This window comes from Paenibacillus sp. PastF-3, from assembly GCF_029893135.1.
Classification (GTDB): domain Bacteria; phylum Bacillota; class Bacilli; order Paenibacillales; family Paenibacillaceae; genus Paenibacillus_AQ; species Paenibacillus_AQ nitricinens.
Window position 1 is genome coordinate 81,532 of sequence record NZ_JARXWM010000021.1, and the last position, 22,177, is coordinate 103,708.

Below are 22,177 nucleotides of genomic sequence, written 5' to 3' on the forward strand. Positions count from 1 at the left end.
ATATTTTATTTTAAGTATTATATGCATTAGCCTAACGGCATCGCTCTTATCATCAATCACGGAGGGATCTTATGCATATTGCTAGTGGAATAGAAATGTTAGAGATTACAGCACAGGTTATGGGCGGGAGTGACACGATTTACCCCACACTGCTCTGGGATCACAATTCTGCTGTACTCGTTGACACTGGATTTCCGGGCCTGCTCCCAAAATTCAAAGAAGCTCTAAAAGAAACCCACGTGCCTTGGGAACAACTACGCACCGTAATCATCACACATCAAGATCTAGATCACATCGGGAGCTTACCTGATTTACTGTCAGAAGAATGTCTAGAACTGACAGTTCTGGCTCACGAAATCGAGCAGCCTTATATTGAAGGAGAGCGAATGCTCCTCAAACACACCCCTGAAGCTTTAGCTGCGGCAGAAGCCATGATCCCCCCTCATGTACCAGAGGAATGGCGCCGCGCTTTCCTATCCGTGTTATCTCATCCCCCTAAAGGAAGAGTAGATCGAACCATAGTAGACGGGGAAATACTGCCTCTTGCCGGTGGAATTACGATTATCCATACACCAGGACATAGCCCTGGACATCTGAGTCTATACCATCATGATAGCCGTACGCTAATTGCCGCGGATGCTCTTACCGTTCAAGGCGGTGAGCTGCACGGCCCCACGCCTTCGGCAACGCCTGACATGAAGCAAGCTTTATCCTCTCTAACGAAGTTCGCCGATTATGAGATTGAAACGGTCATTTGCTATCATGGCGGAATTTATCGCGGAAACGCAAACAAACGGATTGCTGAAATTGCGGAAGCAAGAGAATAAACTGATGCAAGAAAGCAGAGCCCTGATCTGGCTCTGCTTTCTTTTTATACATAGTCCCTACTCGTTATACTCACTTATGATTCCGAAACCACTGTAAACCGTTCACGAATATGCTGCGGCTGTTCAATTTCATCTACAATAGCAATCGCATAATCATCATAGCTGACATAGCTCTCACCCTTGGAATTCACAAGCAGATGATCTTTGCCTTTCACATAAGAACCCGTTCTAGTCCCAATTGCAAAATTAGCGGATGGACTAACGAAAGTCCAAGACAGCGAATCTGTACCTTGCAGGATTTCCAGGTTCTTCCCTTGATTCATAGCCGTTGGCTTGATAAAGTCAGGGAAATCAGGAGTATCTGCCACTTTAAACGTCTTAGCCTCATCTACATATAGACTTCCCGCACCTCCAACTACAATTAATCTTATATTAGGGGCATCCTTTAATGCTTCAATAAGCACATTTCCGGCATCCACATGCAGATGCTCTTGTCCGAACGGTGCTCCAAAAGCATTCACAACAACATCAAAACCCTTCAAATCTTCAGCGGTAAGTGCAAATACATCCTTTTCGATGACCTTTGCCTTACGAGTTGCAACTTTCGATGCATCCCGTACAAAGGCTGTAACTTCATGGCCTCTATCTAACGCTTCCTGAGTGATTCGACTTCCGGCTTTACCACTTGCTCCAACAACTGCGATCTTCATAAGCTTGTCCTCCTGTATATGTTTAAGATTTTTTTACTGTAGTATTTATATTAAGGAGCTCCTGAACGATGCTTCGGTCGATATCCAGATCTAACTTTCTCCCCAGTTCGTACATTATTCTTAAACGCACTATTCAAAATGATCGTATGGAAGAAGATTTCATCTCCACATAATGTGTTCTCATAGGCCCTTTTGAATGATTCCAACAACCCTTATCCATTGGTGATTAGTTATTTGGTATGACTTTTCACTATAAGTCTGATTCCAATATTCCACGGATCTTTGAATGTAGGGATTCCATTCTCTTCTACAACGGTGTAACCCGCCTGCTTAACACGCTCCACTACAGACGTACGCTCCGCTTCATTCGGAAGAAGTAAGGTGAAATAATCAATTCCTACTGCATCTGCAGGTGCCACAGGTGCGCCTTGCCCCGCCCATATATTCAATCCAATGTGGTGGTGATACCCACCTGCAGAGATAAACATTGCCGCACTGCCATAATTAGCCACTAGATCAAAACCAAGCAAACCAACGTAGAACTCCTTCGCCTTAGTTAAATTACCCACATGAAAGTGTACATGTCCGATCACCGTTCCAGCTGGAAGCCCATTCCATTCCAACCCTTCAGAAGCCGCCAACAAACCATCTACATCCACTGGGTCCGTTGTCATCATTACATGCCCTTCCGCATCATACTTCCATGTATCCCTAGGACGATCTCGATAAATTTCGATTCCGTTGTTATCCGGGTCCTGAATATACAGCGCTTCACTCACCAAATGATCTCCCTGGCCCACATCAATTCCCAAAGCGATCAAATTGCGCACAACGAGTCCCAAGCTAGGACGATCCGGAACAAGAATAGCAAAATGATACAGTCCAGCTACGGAGTTTGGACGAAGCACCCTTGCATTCTCAATCTCCCGCAGAATCAATAACACATTCTGACCATCAGCAGTCATTTCCACCTCACGGCCAGATTGCCGCAGAACACTTAACCCCACTACGTTCTGATAAAAGGTGAGCGAACGCTCTAAATTACTTACTCTAATTTGCACCAGACCAATCTCTACGTCCGGATGAAGTGTTGTTTTAGTTGTCATTATGTTTCCTCCCACTATTCCTGTAACTTAATCAGTTACAAATTAACTATCTTTAGTATAGTTACCTTCTATATGTTTGTCAATTACCAACAAAAAAATCATGCTGACTGATTCACAGCCAAACATGATTCATAAGAACACTTCATCCATTTACTAATAATCATCTGTTATATTCAAACAAATTATTCTTTTGCCGATTACACCCTCTCTGAATTTATATTGAATTCTTCGAACATGCTTCTTCTCCATCACAAAAATAACATCCGCCCAGCCCACATGCCCCTCAGAAAGTTTGATTCTCTGTTCCAGCAGATCTCACATCATGACCATCGATTCCTTGAAATATCTTCTCTGCAGTTAGACTTGCCAGCGATTCTGACTGCACACAAACAGTAGTTTAATTGAGAGCACCTTCCTTATCCGAGTAAAACCTTATTTCGTTTGTCCGTTTAGATAAACCCTCCTATTTAAGGAGGCATCCGAAACCCAGGTTGTTAATAAGTCTTTGTTAAAAAGATATTCATTACCAACTCTGATGTAAGGAAACATAGTTCCTTGAAAAATGCCCGATCTGCTTAAATTCTCATGCTCCGTTTTAATAATATTCATCACTTGATCTTCAGTCATATTTAAGTATAAGGCCGTCTCTTTAATATCGATCAAAAGCTTATCTGCCGTTACTATGGATGGCGTCTGGTCTTGATCAACTTCCAACTCTTTATCGCCATTAGTTATTAAACATCCAATAATAAATGAAACTCCTAGAATAAGACTCGCCACGATCATTGAGATTTGATTAGACTTCATTGATCACCTCCACCATACACTTCTTGAAGTGGTTTGTAGCTTGGGTGTTCTTCGATTTGCGTAACGACAACACCTCGCTCCGAGTCCATCACACGGTAGGCTTTTGCTTCTTCTCTGGTTGATATCACCTTATATTCATTATCTCTGTAGATGATGGCACAGTTATTATCCACTGCGATTCCGCGTATACCCCCACCATTAACCATACGCGAAAAATCCTCAACCCGAATATCCTCATCATAATGCGGACAATGAATACCTGGCAGAATCCCCAGCGCTTCAAGCTTAATATACTGCCAGTTCCCTTCATCATCAAAGGCTTCAGAGTCACTATGCCCATATTCAAACCAGCAAATGGAACCTGCACTCAGCCCTGCTAATATGGTCCCAGCGGTGTACGCTTCTTTTAGAAGCACATCCACGCCGGTATTTTTCCAAATTTCAAGCATCTTTCGGGTATTGCCTCCACCAACATAAATCAGATCAGCGGATATAATTAACTCTGCGATTTCTTCATGGGTATTGGTTTGGCTCACAAGCAATAAATGACTTGTTTCACATCCTAGAATCTCGCCATACACTTTGTTGAACGTATCACAATAACCTGGTGCATCACTGCTAGCTGTTGGTATGAATAACGCTTTCGGATTAGCTTTCTGGGTTAACTTCACAACTTCACGATCCATTTCAAGCGTTTCTAGATCGATTAGCTCCCCCCCGCCGATTACCACGATAGTCCCCATAATTCCCCCTACTTTCACTAGGATCTGTTTTTTCCCTTTCCGTATTCCTCTGCTAAAATACTGTAAATCTCCAAATCAATGAGCCCTTTACCTGACCATACATGGGCTTGTCTTAACGTCCCCTCTTTCATAAAGCCACTTTTCAAAAGGACCCGCTTGGACCGCTCATTAAAAGGCATGACTTCAGCTTGAATTCGATTGACCTCTGCCGTCTCAAATAAATATTTTTTCACCGTTTCAACGGCCTGAGTTGCAATCCCTTTTCCCCAATAAGACTCCGCCAAAAAATAACCAATCGTGACCATATCCACTTTTTGATTAAAATCCATAGCTTCGATAATACCTAGCAGTATGTATGGATTATTTTTACGGAAAATTCCCCACTTCACTCTTAACCCTTTATTAAAATCACGCTCGAAATGTCCGATCATATTCTTTACTGTATCTTTATTATGTTTCGGAATGATTCCGCAGTACTCAAACACTTGATCATTGCTATAAATACCAAATACCTCTTCAAGGTTACTAACTTCAATTTTTTTGAGGATCAGTTGCTCTGTTTCTAAAATAGGGAATTGCTCAAACACCTGACTAAGCTTCAATACGTTCCCTCCGTTACTTTTTGATGGCATGAATTAAGGTTGCCTTAAATTATCCCCGACCATTCCCTCTGTACTGCGCAGTTCTAAGCTCTCGAATATAGGGCTCTGTGGCTGGCATAATCGCATCTATGGCTTGTTGAATGGCTAACTCAATATCATAAGGAACTCTTACAAATTGTATATTCAAAGATGCTGTTGTCAGGCCCCCATACTCCCCCTCCAAAATCACATATGATGCCTGAGTGACATCAAGAGGATTCCCCACACTGCCCACATTAAATAAAGTCTTCCCTTCTAAATGTTGAATAAAAGCATTGTGAATATCCCCATAGCCTACGATATCCGCTTGTCGTTTCTCCTGACAGAGATCGGAATAACCAAACATAGACAGTCGCTTCTCATAATCATCCCAAGGCTGAATCCGTTCATAGTAACTTCTTGGCGAAGCATGAAATAATCGGATAAACTTACCACTCATCATAAACTCAATCGAGAACGGTAATGTGCCTAAATAAGCCAAACGGTCCTTCCCTAACAATTCCCGGCACCACTGGGCCATCTCAAAATCAACATCCTGATTCATTAGATCATCCCAGTTTCCCATAACACTGATTTCACAATTGTTCTTAATGATATCAACGGCTAGATCTGAATTCGGCCCTTTTCCAACAATATCCCCTAGGCACAATATCCTGCTAATTCCACGCTGCTTAATATCCTCTAATACGGCTGTCAAAGCCGGGACATTCCCATGAATATCTGAGATTAATGCGATCTGTTCCACTGTAAATCCTCCGTTCATTTTTCCACTTCACCATCTTAGAGTTTCCCTATATGAAGTATTATCTGTTTTCTGCCTTCTAAATACAGATTCTATGATTACGCCCTACTTCCCTTCTTTGAGTCACTGCTCTCAATCCCCGAAATGGCATGAAAGATATATTTCTAATAAAAAAAAGACCACAAGCATGTTAGCACATGTTGTGGTCTTCATTCTAAGTTGCGATATGAGATGGTTATATTTCAGGCATTTCATTCACAATCTGCTCCAAAGTAACCTCTTGAAGGACATTCTCCATTGCCTTTTGCGCGAGAGAGAATACGGGTACAATGGCGCTAGCTATATTTTTGCCGACTGGACATTCAGGGTTAGGGTGCTCATGAACTGAGAACAACGAATCCTCCTCCACCGCGTTTACTGCCTTATAAATCTGAAGCAGTGTAATCTCAGCGGCACTACGTGACAGCGAGGCTCCTGCGACTCCAGGGCGGGCTGTTACCAGTCCTGCTTTTTGCAGCATACTCGTTAGCCGGCGGATAACAACAGGGTTCGTGTTCACACTACCAGCTATCCACTCCGAGGTACTTTTGCCCTCTTTATTACTGTCGATTAACGTTAATATATGAATGGCTACCGCAAATCGGGTGCTAATGTTCACTATAAATCTCTCCTTCTGCCTTACTGTCGTACAATTAACAAGTGCATTAATCAGATGCAACAATAATAGTTACATTTTATGCATTTGTCAAACACGGAGGAGATGTCACTTCAGGATCGTAATTAATGAATATTATGCTTTTTGAAATTACCGCCCTTAACTTCTGCAACATCATATACTACGACAAAAGCGTTAGGGTCAATTTCATGAATGATTTCTTTGATTTTGCTTTCTTCCAGACGGTTAATTACACAGGTGATTTCTTTGAATTGTTCATTCGAGTAACCACCGTAAGCATCTGTATAGGTTGCCCCGCGACCCAATCGGTCACGAATCGTTTCTACCATGATTTCCGGCTGAACGGTGATGATTTTAAACGTTTTAGAACCGCTCAGTCCTTCTTCAACAATATGAATCACTTTAGAAGCAATAAAATAAGCAAGTGCGGATAGAATCGCCCCTTGTAGACCAAATGCAGTTGAAACAACAATAAAGACAAACATGTTTAGGAATAAGATTAGATCACTTGTCCCAAAAGGTATTTTTCGTGAAAGCAATACAGCCAACATGTCGATCCCATCTAACGCCCCACCATTACGTAACGCTAAACCCATACCAAAACCGATGATAATCCCGCCTACAACAGTAATTAATAATGTATCCCCTTCAATAATCGTTGGCACATGGTGCATAAGGCTTGTACCAATAGCTAGTGAAGCAATACCAATAATGGAATAAATAGCAAAGCTTTTACCAATTTGCTTATATCCCAGCCAAACAAAAGGGATGTTAATTATAACAATTAGCAGCCCTAACGGTAATCCAAACAGCTGTGAGCCCACGATACTTAGGCCTGTCACACCACCATCTGAAACATTGTTAGGGATTAATACGGACTCCAGACCATATGAAGTAATAAGTGCCCCTATAATAATTAATATGACTTTTGAAAATATCTTCAGTTTATTTGATTTTTGATGCTGTCTTATACTATGCATTCCATTTCCCCGCTTCAAATTAGTTTTTTATATCACTGCAAGTGAATAACATCCACTGGACAAAAGCCGATAAAAAATAGTCTATAATAAATGTCACCACTTTTGCAAATCAGTCGCCGCTAGTATACTATCGATTATTTTACCCAGATGACTTAAAATAATTTTATCGTTCCATAAAAAATGAAAAACCAGACTACGAAAATTCGTAATCTGGTAATCTGGTAATCTGGTATTCTTATCTATCATACCTTCATATATTCGTTATATAATTCCTCAAAATTATCGTATCGCTCAACTTTCCTTCCTACCTTATTGTATTCTTCCAAATATTCATCCATGACCTGCAGGAACTGCTCTTTAAATAAATGCAGATGATCTGAATCAAAACACTGCATAAGATCAAACTTTTTTGTTCCCCTTGATTCTGTCATTTCATCAAGAAAATTTTGTGTGCCCATGGCTGCATAATAAGCATAAGATTTATCATTTGATTCCACACTGGCTATAACCTTATTACGGCTGTTACACCATAATTCCTCATAGCTGCCACCAAGATTATCATAGGTTGGAATAGGCTGAATCACAAAAGTCTTATACATTTTATTATATAAATTATTAACGCTTTCTAAAAATCTATAGGATGCACTTCTGATTTCAACGATTGTCTTCGCATCAATCACAGCTAAATATCTATTTTCAAAATCATCAGGAATATACCGATACGTAGCTATTTCCTCCGGATATCTCTTAAGTCCCCTTTTAAAATAGGTATTGTTCAAATGTGTTAGCGCATTCACCAAGTTGTATACAACTTCGCTTGAAGCATATCTCACTGCTCCGATATCTTCAAAAAGTAATGTATTTGTATATTCTTGCTTTGCTATGTCTATACTCTTTTTCGCTCTACTAATACATTCACTCCCTATAGGCTTTGCCAAAGCATCGAGTGCTCTTTGTCTATATAAATTTAGCTTTTCCAGATATTCAGGTTTCGCACAATATAACAGCTCTAGATCTATTAGACACGAAATCATCGGACTCTCAAGATTCGCTTGTTCTTCTATCCTTGTTTCCCATGGCGTACAGTATATGTCGTAGCCAACATCCTCCAAAATAAAACATGAAGATATCCCCCAGCCTTGGGCCGTGTTATTAATTATGATTAGATCAAGATCGCTTTTTTCATGAAAATCTCCGGTACTGAAAGAACCTGTAAGCCCAATGATTGCAATGTCATCAGGAAAATCTCTCTTAGCACGTTCAATAACCATATGAATAAGTCTGTCGTTTTTATTTAAAATTTTTTGTCTAATACCAGCATCCATATCCAATCCACCTCTAAATTCAATTTAATTCCATTGTAGATGGATATGGCTCAAGTAAATATTCCGACTTTATATATATTCAATCTATACCAAGAAAATTTCATCTAAAACTCTTCCGTCACAAGGATTAAAATCAATCCCTAAAATCTTTGCCATCGTAGGAGCTATATCTACCATTTCCAGATCCCCTATAGGAAAATCACTTTTCACCTTATTCCCTGAGATCACCAAGTTGCATCTATAATCCTCTTTATTGGGAGAGTAGCCATGCGTAGCATATTTAATCCCTTGTTTGTTCAAATCAACAATCGTAGGTTCATCCATGCTCTCATCGAAACAATAGCCTCTCCTAGCTTCAAGCATATATTTAGCGGATGGGCCCACATGAAGTTGATTCAGCTGCTCTCTAGTATACATTTCCTCTATACCTGAAGCGTCATCTTTCATATATTCCTGAATAACAGCTAACGCTAATTGTTCAGCTTCTTCATCACCTTCTTTAATATGCAGATAAGCGGCTCCGCCCCCACACTGAAAGTAAGCCCTCCACTTCATTTCGCCGTTATCTTCATAGATCAACCCTTTTTCCTGCAAAAGGTTGTTCAGATGCACTTTATACCTAACATTGAACTGGCCATGGTCACCCAATACCAAAAAAATCGTATCCTCCTTTATTCCGGCATCATCCACTGCTTGCATAATATCACCTAACCGTTTATCCATACGTGTGATTACCTGCATCACTTCATCGCTGTCAGTGCCGTAGACATGCTTGGCGTCATCCAGATCAATCAAATGCATCATAAGAAGATTTGGCTTTTTGCGCTTAATCGTTTCTATCGCACACTTTGTCGTGAAGTCATCCAGATAGGGCTGCTCAATCCCTTTTCGAAGCCGGCCGTATTTCAGCTCCATTTCGATACAATATAAGGGGCTCCCGCTTTTCAACACCTTCAGTGCCTGGTTTTCGTTATTGATGGCTCTGATTTCAGGGATATTGTATTGGATGGAGGATTTCCCTGATACCGGCCAGAGGATTCCAGAGGTACTTAAGTTATGCTCGCGCGCAGCATCATAAATCGTAGGCACCTTTATCGCATTTCTAAACCAGAACCAGCTTTGCTCCTTCTCCTTCACAAACGGCTGAAACGGATTGTTATGATGGATACCATGCTTATCTGGATATACACCGGTTGCTATCGTAGTGTGCACCACATAAGTGAGCGTAGGATATACACTTTTTAATTGATTACTATGTGCTCCGCTCTTTATCAATTTCGATAAGTTTGGAAGACGGCTGGCCATTTCCCATTGATCTTCTGAAAAGGCATCGTAAGAGATGACAATCAGATATTTGGCCATTGCCGTTTGTTCTACGCTTGACTTCATAGGATAAGTCCCTTCGGTTCATCTTGTTCAAGCTGCTCTTTAGGTAAAGTTATAAATACGAAGAATCCAATAATGAATAGTGGAATAATCGCTAAAATACTAAATTTAGCGTTGCCTGTCAGGGTAGTCGTTAAAGACATTACAGCAGGACCAACAATCGCCGCAAACTTGCCAAAGATATTGTAAAACCCAAAGAATTCATTGGATTTTTCCTTAGGAATAATCTTAGCATAATAAGATCTGCTGAGCGCTTGAATCCCTCCCTGGGCAGAACCAATTAGCGCTCCCAAAATAAATATATGCCACACTGAAGTAATAAAGTAAGCCGCGATACAGGAAATGATATATGTAAAAATCCCCACAATGATCATCGTTCTAGCGGAGTATTTTTTAGCGAGATTACCGTACAGGATAGCACATGGAAATGCGATAATCTGGATCACTAATAAGATTCCCAGTAGAGTAAAGGTATCAAAAGCATCCGCACCCAGAACCGATGTCGCATAGGGTACTACCATTTTAATAATGGTATCTACTCCATCAATATAGAGAAAGTAGGCGATCAAGAATACAAATACTACTTTATGCTGTCTGACATTTTTAAACGTGTCCCCTAGTCTTTTAAAGCTATTAATGATCGGTTTTGGTTCAGGTTCTATGTAATATCTTTGCTGCACATCCTTGATCATAGGCATGGTCAGCAGTCCCCACCAAAGGGCGGTGATTATAAATCCAATCTGATAGCCAACCGATTTATCCATTCCCATAAACAGAATCAGCAGTAGGCTAATACCGAATGGAATGACGCTGGCGATATATCCAAAAGCAAACCCTTTTGAGGATACCTTATCCATCCTTTCATCCGTGGTTACATCCACCAGAAAAGAGTCATAAAAAATATTGGCCCCGGCAAAACCTATGACTGACAAAATATAAAAAACAATCAATAACTGCCACTGCCCACTCGCAGGTGCAACGAAAGCCAGCGAAGCAGTAGCTATCACGCCGATCAATGAGAAAAATATGAAGAAGCGTTTTTTCTTATCCTTATAATCTGCCATCGTCCCTAAAATCGGGCTAAGGATAGCCACCAGAATACTCGCTATGGAATTAAAATACCCCAAATCCATGCTGCTGTTAACATTCGAAAACATCCCAAAAACAATGGGCAGTAAAGCCGTTGTAACTGCCATCGAATAAGCCGAATTTCCACAGTCATATAAAATCCATGATTTTTCCTCTTTACTTAGTTTCATCTAACAGCCACCTTTTCACCTAGTTCCTTCAGTTATATCACTTAAGCATATGTGGCATGTTAAATGTATGTAAAACTACACTTCATAATTCCAATGGAGAGCCGATCCTCATGTTCTCTCCTGTATTGTCAAACTCTTGAGGATCTCAGCAACTTGTAGAGCATACTTTTTACTCAAACGTGACTTACCAAGATTACTCTTCACAATCTTAATAATCCGGTGATCAGGGCTCTTAGCAAATTTCTCCAGCATGGCAAAACCCGCTTCAGGTTCACTCGCCACAAATACACTTAAGCTGTATTCAAGTCCCTTAGATAATACACGAAAATGCTCAGCTTCCTCATATTGCACTTCCCCACTCCCCATACTCTCGATGATTCGAGTAGCCAACTGAAGACAATAAAGCGTATTCTCTTTCTTTTTTAAAAGAGGAGGATGAGCTAACGCTGCTACAAAAGCTCGTTGTTCAAACCCATTCGCACCCTCCTCCCACATGTCGATCAGCTGCCTGACAAGGGCAAAATCATCCTCCCCTATACTTTGCAGCGCCATAGCAGACGCTTCACGCATCCTCCACCTGGAGTCGTTCATAGCTGTCTTAATGATGCTCTGAATCATAATTTGCTGATCTTCTTTAGCGTAGCTGTAATAAGCACCCAGCGCTCTAACCGCACAAAACGGCAGAAACTCACGGGGATCATTCACCCCAGCTTCTGCCTCTGTAAGATTAGCCCATGAAATAAGAAACTCCCAGTCTGTTTCTGTTAGTTTAGGATGAGCGAAATATTCGGAAAAATTTCCTGAGAGCTCCAAATTCACTCGCGGCCCGGGAAGATTGCTCTCCTTCATCAGCAAATCTCTAAGTTGTACCCACTGTTCTGTATCGCTTACCCATTGCTGAAACAGCATAACCATCATTTTTTGTCCAGCCATCTCTGATCCCTCCGGTATTTAACTTCAGATTCGAACAATCCCCTGCATCTCATATGGATAATCAATCTGCTTTTTTACCGAATTCTTTGCTGCTTCTCCAGCCAAGTGTGAAATCAGATATAACCCCAGATCAATGGAAGTGGAAACTCCACCACCTGTAATCACATTACCATCATGCACAATACGGGTCTCTAAGACTTCTTCACAGTAAGGTTTTAGTAATTCATAGGCAGATGGATGGGTAGTAGCTTTTTTCCCTTTTAGCAGCCCCGCAGCCCCAAGCAGCAGTGAGCCTGTGCAGACGGATACCTTATAAGGAACATTGTGAGCACCTGCAATCCACGATACAAAAGCTTCATCATACTGGAGTTTACGTGTCCCCATTCCTCCAGGTACAAATACCATGTCATACTCCGAAAGCACTGGCAGCACTTTTCCAGCTTTAACTGTGAAACCTAACTCATCCGTCACTTCCTCCGACGCTGCACATATATCCCAAGACAAATTTTTGCCGATTTCAAATTGCCCCAATCGATAAATTACATCATAGAACCCCGCAAAATCTAAGAACGTAATCCCGTCAAAAAGTATAAAGGCGATTTTCAATTTCGCACTCTCCTCTTTATGGTTTGGTTAGGATGATAGGCTCACCTTTAGTCACAATAATCGTATGTTCAAACTGTGCTACCCGGCCATTGTCTACAACACTTAGTGTCCATCCATCCGACTGTTGCTCCACGTAATCTGCCCCAGTTGAGAGAAAGGGTTCAACTGTAATCACCTGTCCCTCTTTTAATACTGTAGTCACTCTTGGATTGTAGAATGGTAAGATTTCAAAAGGCTTCTCATGGAGTGATTTGCCAATCCCGTGGCTGCACAGATTACGTACCACTCTATAGCCGCGTTTCCGAGCTTCGAGTTCCATCATTCTGCCAATCTCATTGACCTTCATCCCTGCTCTCAGATGATTGATCACGCTCATCATAGTTTCCTCTGCACTCTGGCATAGACGAAGAATATCATCATTATAAGGTGGTAATTGAAACGAAACTCCGGCATCCCCATAATATCCATTTAGCTCAGCAGATACATCTATATTGATCAAATCACCAGCATTAATCACTCTAGGACCAGGAATCCCATGTGCAACCTCTTCATTCACACTGATGCAGGTGCTGCCTGGAAAATTATACGTTTTCATCGGGGCTGAAGATGCTCCGAATTCCGCTAGAATTTTAGCTCCAATGCTATCAAGCTCCGCTGTTGTCATACCTGGAGTTACTTTCTTTTTCATCTCGGCGATGGTATGTCCTACTACTTTCCCTATGGCTTTTAGCCCTTCTAAATCTTGTATGGTATCACTCGTCATCTATCACACATTCCTCTCACTTCTGGTATGAATCACTTGTCTAACTTCTGAAATGCACTTCCATTCCACTGAAAAATATCTTCCATCTGTTTACCCGCTACATTATCGTAATAACTTCTCTTGAAGCTATGATCATCCACTTTATCAAGCTTTATCGAATACCCCTTAGGACTGCTGATAAACAAATCAGAGTCTGGTTTGGTCTCTAATTCCTCTATACTGTTATTTTTCCTAAGCGTAAACAGCTTATAGAAGTAACCGTTACTGGATCCGTACTGACCAATCGTAAAATCCGGATCGCCGTCGCCATTATAATCCTCAAACTGAATTTGAAAAAAATCATTAAATATTAAGGGGTCCTCAAAATGTTCGCTGAGCGGAAAACGATACAAAGTTCTTCCTTGATCATCGATAAGCGCAAGCCCAAATCGGCCACTCCAATTTCTTCCCATCAACGGACCTGGTGTTGTCCAATTCTCACTGTAGGTTCCATCTAAAAGCTGCAGATCCAAGAATTCGGCTCTAGTAGTGACCGAAGAGAGGTCATTATGTGATATTGTTACTGGCCCTTTAACCTTGACCGATGACTCCAACGACTCCGTCTGTTCAATGTTCGCCTTATCTGCTGCCCCAAAAATGAGTTTCCTTAATTGGTCCGAATTCTTCACCGGAATAGAGTAGCCCTGACCACCATTCTCGGCTGTAGTAAATACTCCTCTATAGCCGGGTTCATCACCTATTGCTATGTAATACTCCTTCGAGTAGCCATCACCGTAAACAAGCTTCATTTTAAATTCAGGAGCCCAATCCAGCTCTCCCAACAATTTATTGCTCTTGTTCATAGCTTCCGCAAGTGTCTTAATCAGAGTGGAGTCCTTCAGCATCAGGGTCTCAGAATATTCTGATTGGTCAGCTTGATTCTGATCACTGGTTGTTACTGAGGTTAATGACACTCCGGTGATCCACCTGGCATTGATGAAGCCCACATCATTCTTACATCCACTTAACAACGTAACCACTACCAATGATACAACACACAGTAAATGCCTAATGCGGACCGCCTCCAAGAAAAGAAACATAATCCAATTATAACAGCGTCCATAAATATAAAGAAATCGGCTTTCCGAACCGTTACAAGCATAAACGCTTTCGCATCCCTATAGGGGCGACAAGTGTTTAAGCGAGAAATATAAGGATAATTTATAACATGGAACATATAAATTCTTATATTTTTAAAAAAAAGACTATAACCTGCTCCTTTAATGAGTGGTTCTAGTCTTATAGAATCAAGTAAATATGTAGTGATACGATCAGACGATTAAGCTTGAATTGCGCCTACCGTCTTAAGCCAAGCCTCTGCAATAAGCGCATGACCCGCAGGTGATGGATGTACTCCATCCGGAGCCCAATAAGCAGGTTCTGCTTTCACGGATGCCGCAGCAAACAGGCCATCCAGCGGAACAAGCAATGCACCATATTCACGTGCCAGTTCACGAACAATGTGAATTTTAGGGTCCAGATCCTGGCGCCAGGTTTTACGATCTTCTGGGACAGGCAACACGAATGGCTCGATTAAGACTAATTTAGCAGCCAGCGAATGCTGCGTGCGTTCGATCAGGTCACGATAGGCAGCTTCAAATTGTTCAGGCGTTGTTTCCTGACCAGAATCAAAGCGGCGCCAAGTGTCGTTAATCCCAATATATAAGGATACCCAAGTCGGCTTCAGATTCAGGCAATCCTTCTCCCAGCGTTCCTGCAAATCTACTGCACGGTTTCCGCTAATTCCACGATTATAAAACGTAAGATTCTTCTCAGGATATAAATGCCCCAGACGAGCGGCGATCATCAATGCATAGCCTACACCAAGCGATGACGCATCTTCATAATTGCGACCCCAATCCGTTATACTGTCGCCTTGAAACAGAATGACATCGTTTTGTCGGAATAACATCACGTAATCCTCCCCTATTTCCACTGTTAATATTAGCCAATATAGTATATCAAAAATGATTACTACGTACCAGGACAATCATTAACAATTCATGGTAGAAACCACTAGAGATCAACAAAAAAAACCTGCTCTATTTAGAGCAGGTTTTCCAATAATACAATTAATAAGCTAAGCTAAACAATCCTTTAATGTGAGACAAGTAACGAATATTACTTGCTTCCTTCATCAAGGTTGCAGGCAAGCCTTTTAGCGGTGTTGAGCTAGCACCAACGATGGCTACACCGTCTTTACGACCCAAGCTGGCAAGCGTACCTGAGTTGATCGGACTAAAGGATTCAAATGATTTATCCTTCAAGTATGCATAAAGATTGTACCCGATCAATTCACCCATTTGCCAAGCGATTTGTGCAGTTGGTGGATATGGACGACCATCTTCGGCAAAGACAACAGCGCTGTCGCCAGCAACGAATACATCCTTGTGAGATGTGGATTGCAAGAATTCATTTACCGTTGCACGACCACGGTTCACTTCAAGACCGGATTCACCAATCAGTGGATTTCCTTGTACGCCGCCAGTCCATACGAAGGTGTTAGCAACAATTTTTTGACCATCTTTCAAGTCAATGACATTATCCGCTACATTCGTAACAGGTAGACCTGTCAAGAATTGAACACCACGTTTTTCTAAGCTAGCCACTGCACGTTCGATCAGTGCATCTGGCAATACTGGAAGAATCTTAGGACCTGCTTCAACGAGCATCAGTTTAATTTCTTTAGGATCTACGCCATATTTCTTAGTGAGTGTTGGCAACACATCAGCGATTTCACCAACAAGTTCAACACCTGTTAAGCCACCGCCGCCGATTAGGATGCTTGCATCTGCTGGATTCTTAGACTTCGCATATTCACGGATACGCTCATCAATATGACGATGAATTCTGTTAGCATCCGCTGCCGATTTCAATACCATACTGTATTGCTCAAGACCTGGAATGCCGAAATAAGCCGTAGTGCTTCCAAGACCCACAACTAGAGCATCATAGGACAATGTCACACCATCAGATAGTGTAATTTGTTTGTTCTCAACAGAAAAAGAGTTAACCTTTGCGATTTTCAGGTCGATATCTTTGCCGGCAAAAAGCTTAGCCAGTGGCATAGCAACAGCACCCTCTGCAACACTACCCGCTGCAAGACGATGTAATTCTGTAATAATTTGATGTGTAGGATATTGGTTAACGACTGTAATTTTAGCTTCGTCTTTCTTCAGGTACTTGCGTACAGTTAAGGCGCTTAGTAGACCACCATAACCTGCTCCTAGAATGACAATATGTTTAGACATGATGTTTCCTCCGTCCTTACGAATGAGATATAAAAAATATTATTTCTGCTGAATGCGTTCGCCGGCGACTTGAAGATAAGCATTTACAAAACGGAAAAGCTTCTGTGCTTGTGGATCTTTAAGCATCTTCATTAGACCAAATACACCGATCACTTCTTTGCTTTCATTCGCACGATCTTGCGCTTCGATCACTGTAGCTGCCATATTCTTCGCCGAATGCACCACAGGTTCAGCAAGTTCTTTAATTGCACTTACCGTATCACTTTTCAAGACTTCATCCGCAGCGACAGTTTGAACAAAGTCATATGACTTTGTGAGCACGCCGGCAAGCTCTGTTAATTTTGGCAACTGTTCCACTAGAACCGTTAACGATTCCTGAACTTCAGGTTTCAATAGCTGCTCCAGAACATTCATTTGTTCTTGAGTGACAGCTAATTTTGGTGATTCTTGTTCAGGGGTTGTTTGAGTGATTGTTTCTGACATATCCGAATCTCCTCTGCAAATAAGCTTTGCTGCTTAGTAGTAATAAAAAAATAATAACTTGTGACGCCATATTTCTATTATAGCACTTATCAAGTTATAAATGTCACAAAGTTTTTGAATTTCTCTAAAGTTTTGTGATTTTTATTACATTAAAACGGGATAGTTAAAATTCTTGATATCATTTATACACATTTGATTGAGTAAATGCTTATTGAGTAAATGCTTATTCAGTAAATTCATTCAAATTCATTTCCGCCTTCAATATAACGGATACCATATCCGGATTCTTCTTTGGAAGCAACCTAAAATAAAGTGAACGAAGGAAATTCTTTGTATTCACACGAGCGACATACTTGTTACGACTTCGCGGCCACCCTCCGCATTGCTCCAAACTTCCGATCCAATCCACTATAGACAGCTCTGCAAGTAAATGATGATCTATCATTGTAGCTACAATCGTAGCGATCCGTTCATCCTCTTCATCACTAAATATGTACTGATCGTTGTAAAGCATCCTTTGGATCACTGCCAGAACCTCTTCCCGGATCGTTGCATCACTCTCTGAGCACAGTACCAGTTCATCCAAAGCATCTGCGCCATGGGCCGCAGCGTGTGCCCAGCCTGCTTCAGGTGTAAATCCTCGTAAATCCTGTTCTTCCTCATAATATCTAATCAAGGATTCCTTCACATTTGTAAACGCAGCGCTATCTAACAACCCCTGTTCACTATGCCGCTGAAGAATAAGCGCAACGACCAGTACAGAAAATGTTCTGGTGAACACAGCCGAATCGTCCTTACTGCCAATGTGATAGAACAAATGCTGCTCATCAAGAAGAATCAGGAGCAGCTCACGAAGCTCCGCATCACTAAACCATTGTTTCTCGTTAATCCATTTGTAGAAGGTGGAATAGATCAAGTCATCTCTTAGCTTCGGCTGAGGATCTCCTATGTACTCAAGCATCAATTTCACATAATCCCTTAATTGCTCCCCACTTCTAAGATCGTAATCGTTCTCTTCAATTCTTTGCAGGTCTATTATCAACTGCGCTCTAGTATCGTTCAACATTCCCACCCTTTCATTAATAAAAGCAATTTAAATTTTTTATATCCTAATATCCTAATTTACATCCTAATATTTTACAACGTAGTATTTATTCTTCGACACTCCAAAGTACTTCGATAGCTGAATGTAAATGAAATGAATTTAATCATTGACGAATATAATTAACTGTGCTATTTTGAGTTAGTAACTAATAGTTAGTTCATTTATAAATATCACCTATTTATAATTAACAAGCAAATACATACACATATGGAGGAATAACTCATGAGCACTTTTACAGATTTAATTGAATCCCGCAGGTCTGCTATGAATTTTGTTGAAGGGGTGAAGATCCCTCAGAATGAACTAGAGGAAATGTTCTCTTACGCCAGATTGGCTCCATCGGCTTATAATCTTCAACATACCAATTATAAAGTGGTTGCTGATGAGAATTTAAAAGAAGAGATTCGTAAGGCGGCTTACGGTCAATATAAAATACATTCCGCCTCAGCGGTAATTGTAGTACTCGGAGATAAACATGCTTATTTGAAAGCTCCAGAAATCTACGGTGGACTTAAAGCTTTAGGGGCGATGAGCCCAGAGGATTATGATGCAGAGATTGAAACGATTAACAATGCTTACGCAGGAAAGGATGCTTTTCAAAGAGATGAAGCGATACGAAATGCCTCCCTGTCTGCCATGCACTTCATGCTGATTGCCAAAGATAAAGGCTGGGATACCTGCCCGATGATCGGTTTTGATCCGGAAGCCATTCAATCCACTTTAAATCTACCCGATCATATGGTACCGGTTATGCTGATTACAATTGGCAAAGACAAGAAACATAAAATCAGACCACGTGGCTATCGCAAGCCGGTCAATGAATTCGTTGAATTTATCTAAGGGTTACAGGAAGATATCGATAGATATAACAAAAGCGTTTCATCCGATATTGAAGTTCGGACGGAACGCTTTTTTTACTAAGGATGAGGAGCTTAAACCTCTTTCCACTACTTAGCATACTGAAGAATTGCAATCGCTGCTCGTTCCCGTCGTTCGGCGCTCTCACTAACAAGAGCTTCCTTCAAAATATCGAGCGCCATTGATATAGTCTCTTCATCCACATGCACTCGATTAATCACCGCTTGCTCTGAATCAGAAGAACCTGTAATCCACAGATCCACACGAGCACTAGGCATCGGCCCCTTATACTGTTTAACTATCCCACTATCGCTAAGAAATTCTTTTACCTCTACGTTTAGATCGGTTATAGGAAGACTTTTCAGCCAAGTTACACCACGTCGATGGCATGTACCGAGGTCTGGCGCGTCAAATAATTCATTGTAAAAATAATCGCCAAGATCACCTAGATGTACCCAATCTCCATCACACACCAGCACATAATCACCATCCTGCATCGTATGTACGAACAGATGAATGGCTTGTAAATGTTCTGTAAGCTCCAACTCACTGTATTGGTATGTATGAATCATCCGATCGCGGAGCTCCACTTTACTGATGTTCTCCAAATCCCCTATTCCGGGATATCCGATACTCACATAATTATCCTCTAAAAATGTCGTGATTCTTTCGGTCCCAAGCGGCTTTGATCCCATCTGAAACAGATTCACAGATCATCCCTCCAAGTAATTAATATAATATTTTTCAACGAAAAGAACTCTTCTTAGCAAGCTCATATGACTATCCTCCATCCTGCGTCCTCATTGGTGTAATTAAAAAAAGTGTGGATGAAGTCATGTCTACAGGCTGTATCACCAGTGGTCTTTCTTTTCCAGCAAACCTTATGATAAGCGTCTCACTATCAATCGCCCGAAGGATGTCTCTGAAATATTTCCCGTTAAAAGCTGCTCGAAAATATTCACCTTCTAGATACTCCAATGGAATCTCCTCTTTTGCCTCACCTACGTCGGCGGTCCAGGATATTAAATGAAGTATACCGGAGGGAAGTACACCGAGCGTTACACTTTCACCAGCCAATATAGCAATACGTTCAACGACAAGCAACAAACGCTCTGTATTAACAATCACTTCGGAGAGGTACACCTGCGGAATTAAATGATCGACAAAGGGATATGTGCCCTCTAGTAGCGCAGACTGAACCCTCAAGCCATCAGAAATAAATCTGATTTGTTTCTGACCTATCTCGATTTGGGTGCTGCTGCCCTCATTATCGTTTATCATTTTTAAAAGATCCTGAATAGTGCTGCCCGGTATAATGACATTTAAAGGACTTGCTTCGTAATCTTCTACGTTTTCCACAACATGCTGAGCAAGGCGGATGCCATCAGTGGCGACTACGCGAATATTGTGATTATCTATTTGAAGTGAAACACCTGTGAGTACAGGTCTAGTTTCCAACGAAGAAACCGCAAAAACCACATGTTTAAATATTCGCTTCAAAAGTGTGTTCTTCATGCGTATCTTTTGGATGTTTGGATGATCCATGTAATGGATTCTTGGAAATTCTGCAGTGTCCATCCCGCATAAACGAAACTGGGTATTGCCCGATTGGATATTTAGAATCAATGTCTCTGCGATTTCCAGGCTAATTAATCCAGGGTCAAGCTTGCGGATGATCTCATAAAAATAACGTGCGGGCACTAAGATCTCACCTGATTTGTGTACAATCATCGAATCCATCTTCACAGGAAGCTTATATTCAATGGTCATTCTTATATTGCTGGCTGTTAAAGTCAGACCCTCCGCTTGCGCCTGAATATATATTCCGGTAAGAACACGGGAGGAACTATTCGCGGATATGGCTCTTAAGGCTGCTTGTAGTGCAGTGCTAAGAGAATCTTTTGACACATGGATTAGCAAAGACCTCACCTAACTCTCCTTAGATTCCTTTGCAAAATGCGCCTCAATAATGTTCCGAAATACCTGGGAGCGAGATACTTTCTGTTCCTCACAAGCCAGCTCTATCTCCTGCCAGATGTTTTCTGGAAGCGTCAAAGAGACCTTTTTAGTTATACCGGTGCTTTTTCTGCCAGCCCCTTCCCGAAGACCTCCCCTCGTAAAAAGAAACCCTAACTGCCCGTCTTTAGTAGCTACGCCTACCTTAACTGTATCCTTAGAGCTACTTGTGATATCGCTTGTGATTTTAGAATTGAATTCACTTAAAATTTCATCGCTGTGTTCTTCTTCGAATTTATGATCATTCAATCCTTACACCTCATAGTTTGAATTTAGTAACTAAAATCAATATAATTACTATTCTAATAATACCATATACGGCAATAATCCACCACCGTTCTAGACACACAAAAAAACACCCCATAGATCGGAGTGTAGTTAGCTGGGTAGTGTTCGAAATTGTGATTGTAAGAGTTAATTACCGTCCTACCTCAAGATATTCTGGTAATTTGGTGTAAGGTCAGACTTTCTCGGGTCTCTCAAATGCTTGAATGATTCTAACTTCACCTTAGGGCCAGGAGTGATTCTAAAAGTCATAGTATCCTCTCCAACGGAAAGATGTGGACCCACTGTAGGGTGTATGTTGAGTGTAATTAAGAAATCGAACCGACGAAACCCATTCACTCGCTTCATATCAGTAACGTCCACTAAATAAGGATAGACAGTCGGAGTTATCGTTAGAAGTGGCGCATAAATCTCAGCCATTTTTTTCTCAATATAGGGTAAAAGAAAGAGCATCATTGTGTCTTTATACATGAGCTCGCGGGAATCCAGATCTGGATTCGGTTCCGAATCAGATCTGGACGGAGCCTCGGCTGGCGGTTGAACAAACCCATTAGCGGAGCAAGGTTGTTGCCCCAGCAAGAACATCACTGCGATAAGAAGAGGAGCAATCCAGTTTTTTTTCATCAAAACAGCCTC

Annotated in this window: 25 protein-coding genes; 2 read left to right on the forward strand and 23 right to left on the reverse strand. The window is 41.3% G+C overall.

The window, feature by feature from the left end:
- Nucleotides 1-71 precede the first annotated feature (71 nt).
- Nucleotides 72-827 (forward strand): MBL fold metallo-hydrolase, encoded by a 756-nt coding sequence (locus M2444_RS28645; RefSeq protein ID WP_280788686.1) that lies wholly within the window; start codon nucleotides 72-74, stop codon nucleotides 825-827.
- A 74-nt stretch (nucleotides 828-901) separates the two neighbouring features.
- On the opposite strand, the gene M2444_RS28650 is transcribed toward M2444_RS28645, so the two are convergent.
- The 19 genes from M2444_RS28650 to M2444_RS28745 all read right to left on the reverse strand — a co-directional run bounded on the left by M2444_RS28650 (nucleotide 902) and on the right by M2444_RS28745 (nucleotide 18,340).
- Nucleotides 902-1,537 carry an NAD(P)-dependent oxidoreductase gene (locus tag M2444_RS28650; RefSeq protein ID WP_094878307.1) on the reverse strand — a complete coding sequence of 212 codons (636 nt, stop codon included), beginning with the start codon at nucleotides 1,535-1,537 and terminating at the stop codon, nucleotides 902-904.
- A 230-nt stretch (nucleotides 1,538-1,767) separates the two neighbouring features.
- On the reverse strand, nucleotides 1,768-2,643 hold the full coding sequence (locus M2444_RS28655; RefSeq protein WP_094878306.1) for a VOC family protein: 876 nt from the start codon (nucleotides 2,641-2,643) through the stop codon (nucleotides 1,768-1,770).
- 432 nt (nucleotides 2,644-3,075) lie between these two features.
- Nucleotides 3,076-3,450, reverse strand: coding sequence for a hypothetical protein (locus tag M2444_RS28665; RefSeq protein ID WP_094871333.1), 375 nt, complete (start codon nucleotides 3,448-3,450; stop codon nucleotides 3,076-3,078).
- Nucleotides 3,447-4,193 (reverse strand): Type 1 glutamine amidotransferase-like domain-containing protein, encoded by a 747-nt coding sequence (locus M2444_RS28670; protein WP_280788687.1) that lies wholly within the window; start codon nucleotides 4,191-4,193, stop codon nucleotides 3,447-3,449. Before M2444_RS28670 ends, M2444_RS28665 begins: the two co-directional genes overlap by 4 nt.
- 17 nt (nucleotides 4,194-4,210) lie before the next feature.
- Complete coding sequence (locus M2444_RS28675) at nucleotides 4,211-4,795, reverse strand: GNAT family N-acetyltransferase (protein ID WP_094878304.1); 585 nt, start codon at nucleotides 4,793-4,795, stop codon at nucleotides 4,211-4,213.
- Between the two features lie 49 nt (nucleotides 4,796-4,844).
- The gene (locus tag M2444_RS28680; protein ID WP_280788688.1) at nucleotides 4,845-5,579 is read right to left on the reverse strand and encodes a metallophosphoesterase family protein; all 735 of its coding nucleotides are present in this window, start codon (nucleotides 5,577-5,579) and stop codon (nucleotides 4,845-4,847) included.
- 232 nt (nucleotides 5,580-5,811) lie between these two features.
- On the reverse strand, nucleotides 5,812-6,234 hold the full coding sequence (locus M2444_RS28685) for an Rrf2 family transcriptional regulator (protein ID WP_094871326.1): 423 nt from the start codon (nucleotides 6,232-6,234) through the stop codon (nucleotides 5,812-5,814).
- A gap of 122 nt (nucleotides 6,235-6,356) precedes the next feature.
- Nucleotides 6,357-7,232 (reverse strand): YitT family protein, encoded by an 876-nt coding sequence (locus M2444_RS28690; protein ID WP_179283763.1) that lies wholly within the window; start codon nucleotides 7,230-7,232, stop codon nucleotides 6,357-6,359.
- 242 nt (nucleotides 7,233-7,474) lie between these two features.
- Nucleotides 7,475-8,557, reverse strand: coding sequence for a nucleotidyltransferase domain-containing protein (locus M2444_RS28695; protein ID WP_280788689.1), 1,083 nt, complete (start codon nucleotides 8,555-8,557; stop codon nucleotides 7,475-7,477).
- 84 nt (nucleotides 8,558-8,641) lie between these two features.
- Nucleotides 8,642-9,946, reverse strand: a complete 1,305-nt coding sequence (locus tag M2444_RS28700; RefSeq protein WP_094878300.1) for an alkaline phosphatase family protein — start codon at nucleotides 9,944-9,946, stop codon at nucleotides 8,642-8,644.
- A complete protein-coding gene (locus tag M2444_RS28705) occupies nucleotides 9,943-11,202 on the reverse strand; it encodes an MFS transporter (RefSeq protein WP_280788690.1) in 1,260 nt (419 codons plus the stop codon). The genes M2444_RS28700 and M2444_RS28705 overlap by 4 nt, the downstream gene beginning before the upstream one ends.
- A gap of 108 nt (nucleotides 11,203-11,310) precedes the next feature.
- Entirely contained in the window at nucleotides 11,311-12,135 is an 825-nt protein-coding gene (locus tag M2444_RS28710; RefSeq protein WP_280788691.1) for a hypothetical protein, read from the reverse strand.
- Between the two features lie 24 nt (nucleotides 12,136-12,159).
- On the reverse strand, nucleotides 12,160-12,741 hold the full coding sequence (locus tag M2444_RS28715) for a DJ-1/PfpI family protein (RefSeq protein ID WP_094871317.1): 582 nt from the start codon (nucleotides 12,739-12,741) through the stop codon (nucleotides 12,160-12,162).
- Nucleotides 12,742-12,757: 16 nt separating this feature from the next.
- Complete coding sequence (gene map, locus M2444_RS28720; protein ID WP_280788692.1) at nucleotides 12,758-13,504, reverse strand: type I methionyl aminopeptidase; 747 nt, start codon at nucleotides 13,502-13,504, stop codon at nucleotides 12,758-12,760.
- A 32-nt stretch (nucleotides 13,505-13,536) separates the two neighbouring features.
- A complete protein-coding gene (locus tag M2444_RS28725) occupies nucleotides 13,537-14,457 on the reverse strand; it encodes a YhfM domain-containing protein (protein ID WP_280788693.1) in 921 nt (306 codons plus the stop codon).
- 365 nt (nucleotides 14,458-14,822) lie between these two features.
- A complete protein-coding gene (locus M2444_RS28730; protein ID WP_094878295.1) occupies nucleotides 14,823-15,455 on the reverse strand; it encodes an SGNH/GDSL hydrolase family protein in 633 nt (210 codons plus the stop codon).
- 160 nt (nucleotides 15,456-15,615) lie between these two features.
- Nucleotides 15,616-16,794 (reverse strand): NAD(P)/FAD-dependent oxidoreductase, encoded by a 1,179-nt coding sequence (locus M2444_RS28735; protein WP_042126690.1) that lies wholly within the window; start codon nucleotides 16,792-16,794, stop codon nucleotides 15,616-15,618.
- A gap of 39 nt (nucleotides 16,795-16,833) precedes the next feature.
- On the reverse strand, nucleotides 16,834-17,277 hold the full coding sequence (locus tag M2444_RS28740) for a helical membrane plugin domain-containing protein (RefSeq protein ID WP_280788694.1): 444 nt from the start codon (nucleotides 17,275-17,277) through the stop codon (nucleotides 16,834-16,836).
- Nucleotides 17,278-17,500: 223 nt separating this feature from the next.
- Entirely contained in the window at nucleotides 17,501-18,340 is an 840-nt protein-coding gene (locus tag M2444_RS28745) for a DUF2785 domain-containing protein (protein ID WP_481857545.1), read from the reverse strand.
- 264 nt (nucleotides 18,341-18,604) lie between these two features.
- Here M2444_RS28745 and M2444_RS28750 point away from each other — a divergent pair, with 264 nt between their 5' ends.
- Nucleotides 18,605-19,222, forward strand: a complete 618-nt coding sequence (locus M2444_RS28750) for a nitroreductase family protein (protein ID WP_280788696.1) — start codon at nucleotides 18,605-18,607, stop codon at nucleotides 19,220-19,222.
- Between the two features lie 107 nt (nucleotides 19,223-19,329).
- On the opposite strand, the gene M2444_RS28755 is transcribed toward M2444_RS28750, so the two are convergent.
- The 4 genes from M2444_RS28755 to M2444_RS28770 all read right to left on the reverse strand — a co-directional run bounded on the left by M2444_RS28755 (nucleotide 19,330) and on the right by M2444_RS28770 (nucleotide 22,165).
- Nucleotides 19,330-19,950, reverse strand: coding sequence for a hypothetical protein (locus M2444_RS28755; protein ID WP_280788697.1), 621 nt, complete (start codon nucleotides 19,948-19,950; stop codon nucleotides 19,330-19,332).
- A 70-nt stretch (nucleotides 19,951-20,020) separates the two neighbouring features.
- Nucleotides 20,021-21,169 (reverse strand): DNA polymerase III subunit beta, encoded by a 1,149-nt coding sequence (dnaN, locus tag M2444_RS28760; protein ID WP_280788698.1) that lies wholly within the window; start codon nucleotides 21,167-21,169, stop codon nucleotides 20,021-20,023.
- Nucleotides 21,170-21,505, reverse strand: coding sequence for a hypothetical protein (locus M2444_RS28765; RefSeq protein WP_280788699.1), 336 nt, complete (start codon nucleotides 21,503-21,505; stop codon nucleotides 21,170-21,172).
- A gap of 177 nt (nucleotides 21,506-21,682) precedes the next feature.
- Nucleotides 21,683-22,165 carry a DUF3888 domain-containing protein gene (locus tag M2444_RS28770; RefSeq protein ID WP_280788700.1) on the reverse strand — a complete coding sequence of 161 codons (483 nt, stop codon included), beginning with the start codon at nucleotides 22,163-22,165 and terminating at the stop codon, nucleotides 21,683-21,685.
- Nucleotides 22,166-22,177: the final 12 nt, after the last annotated feature.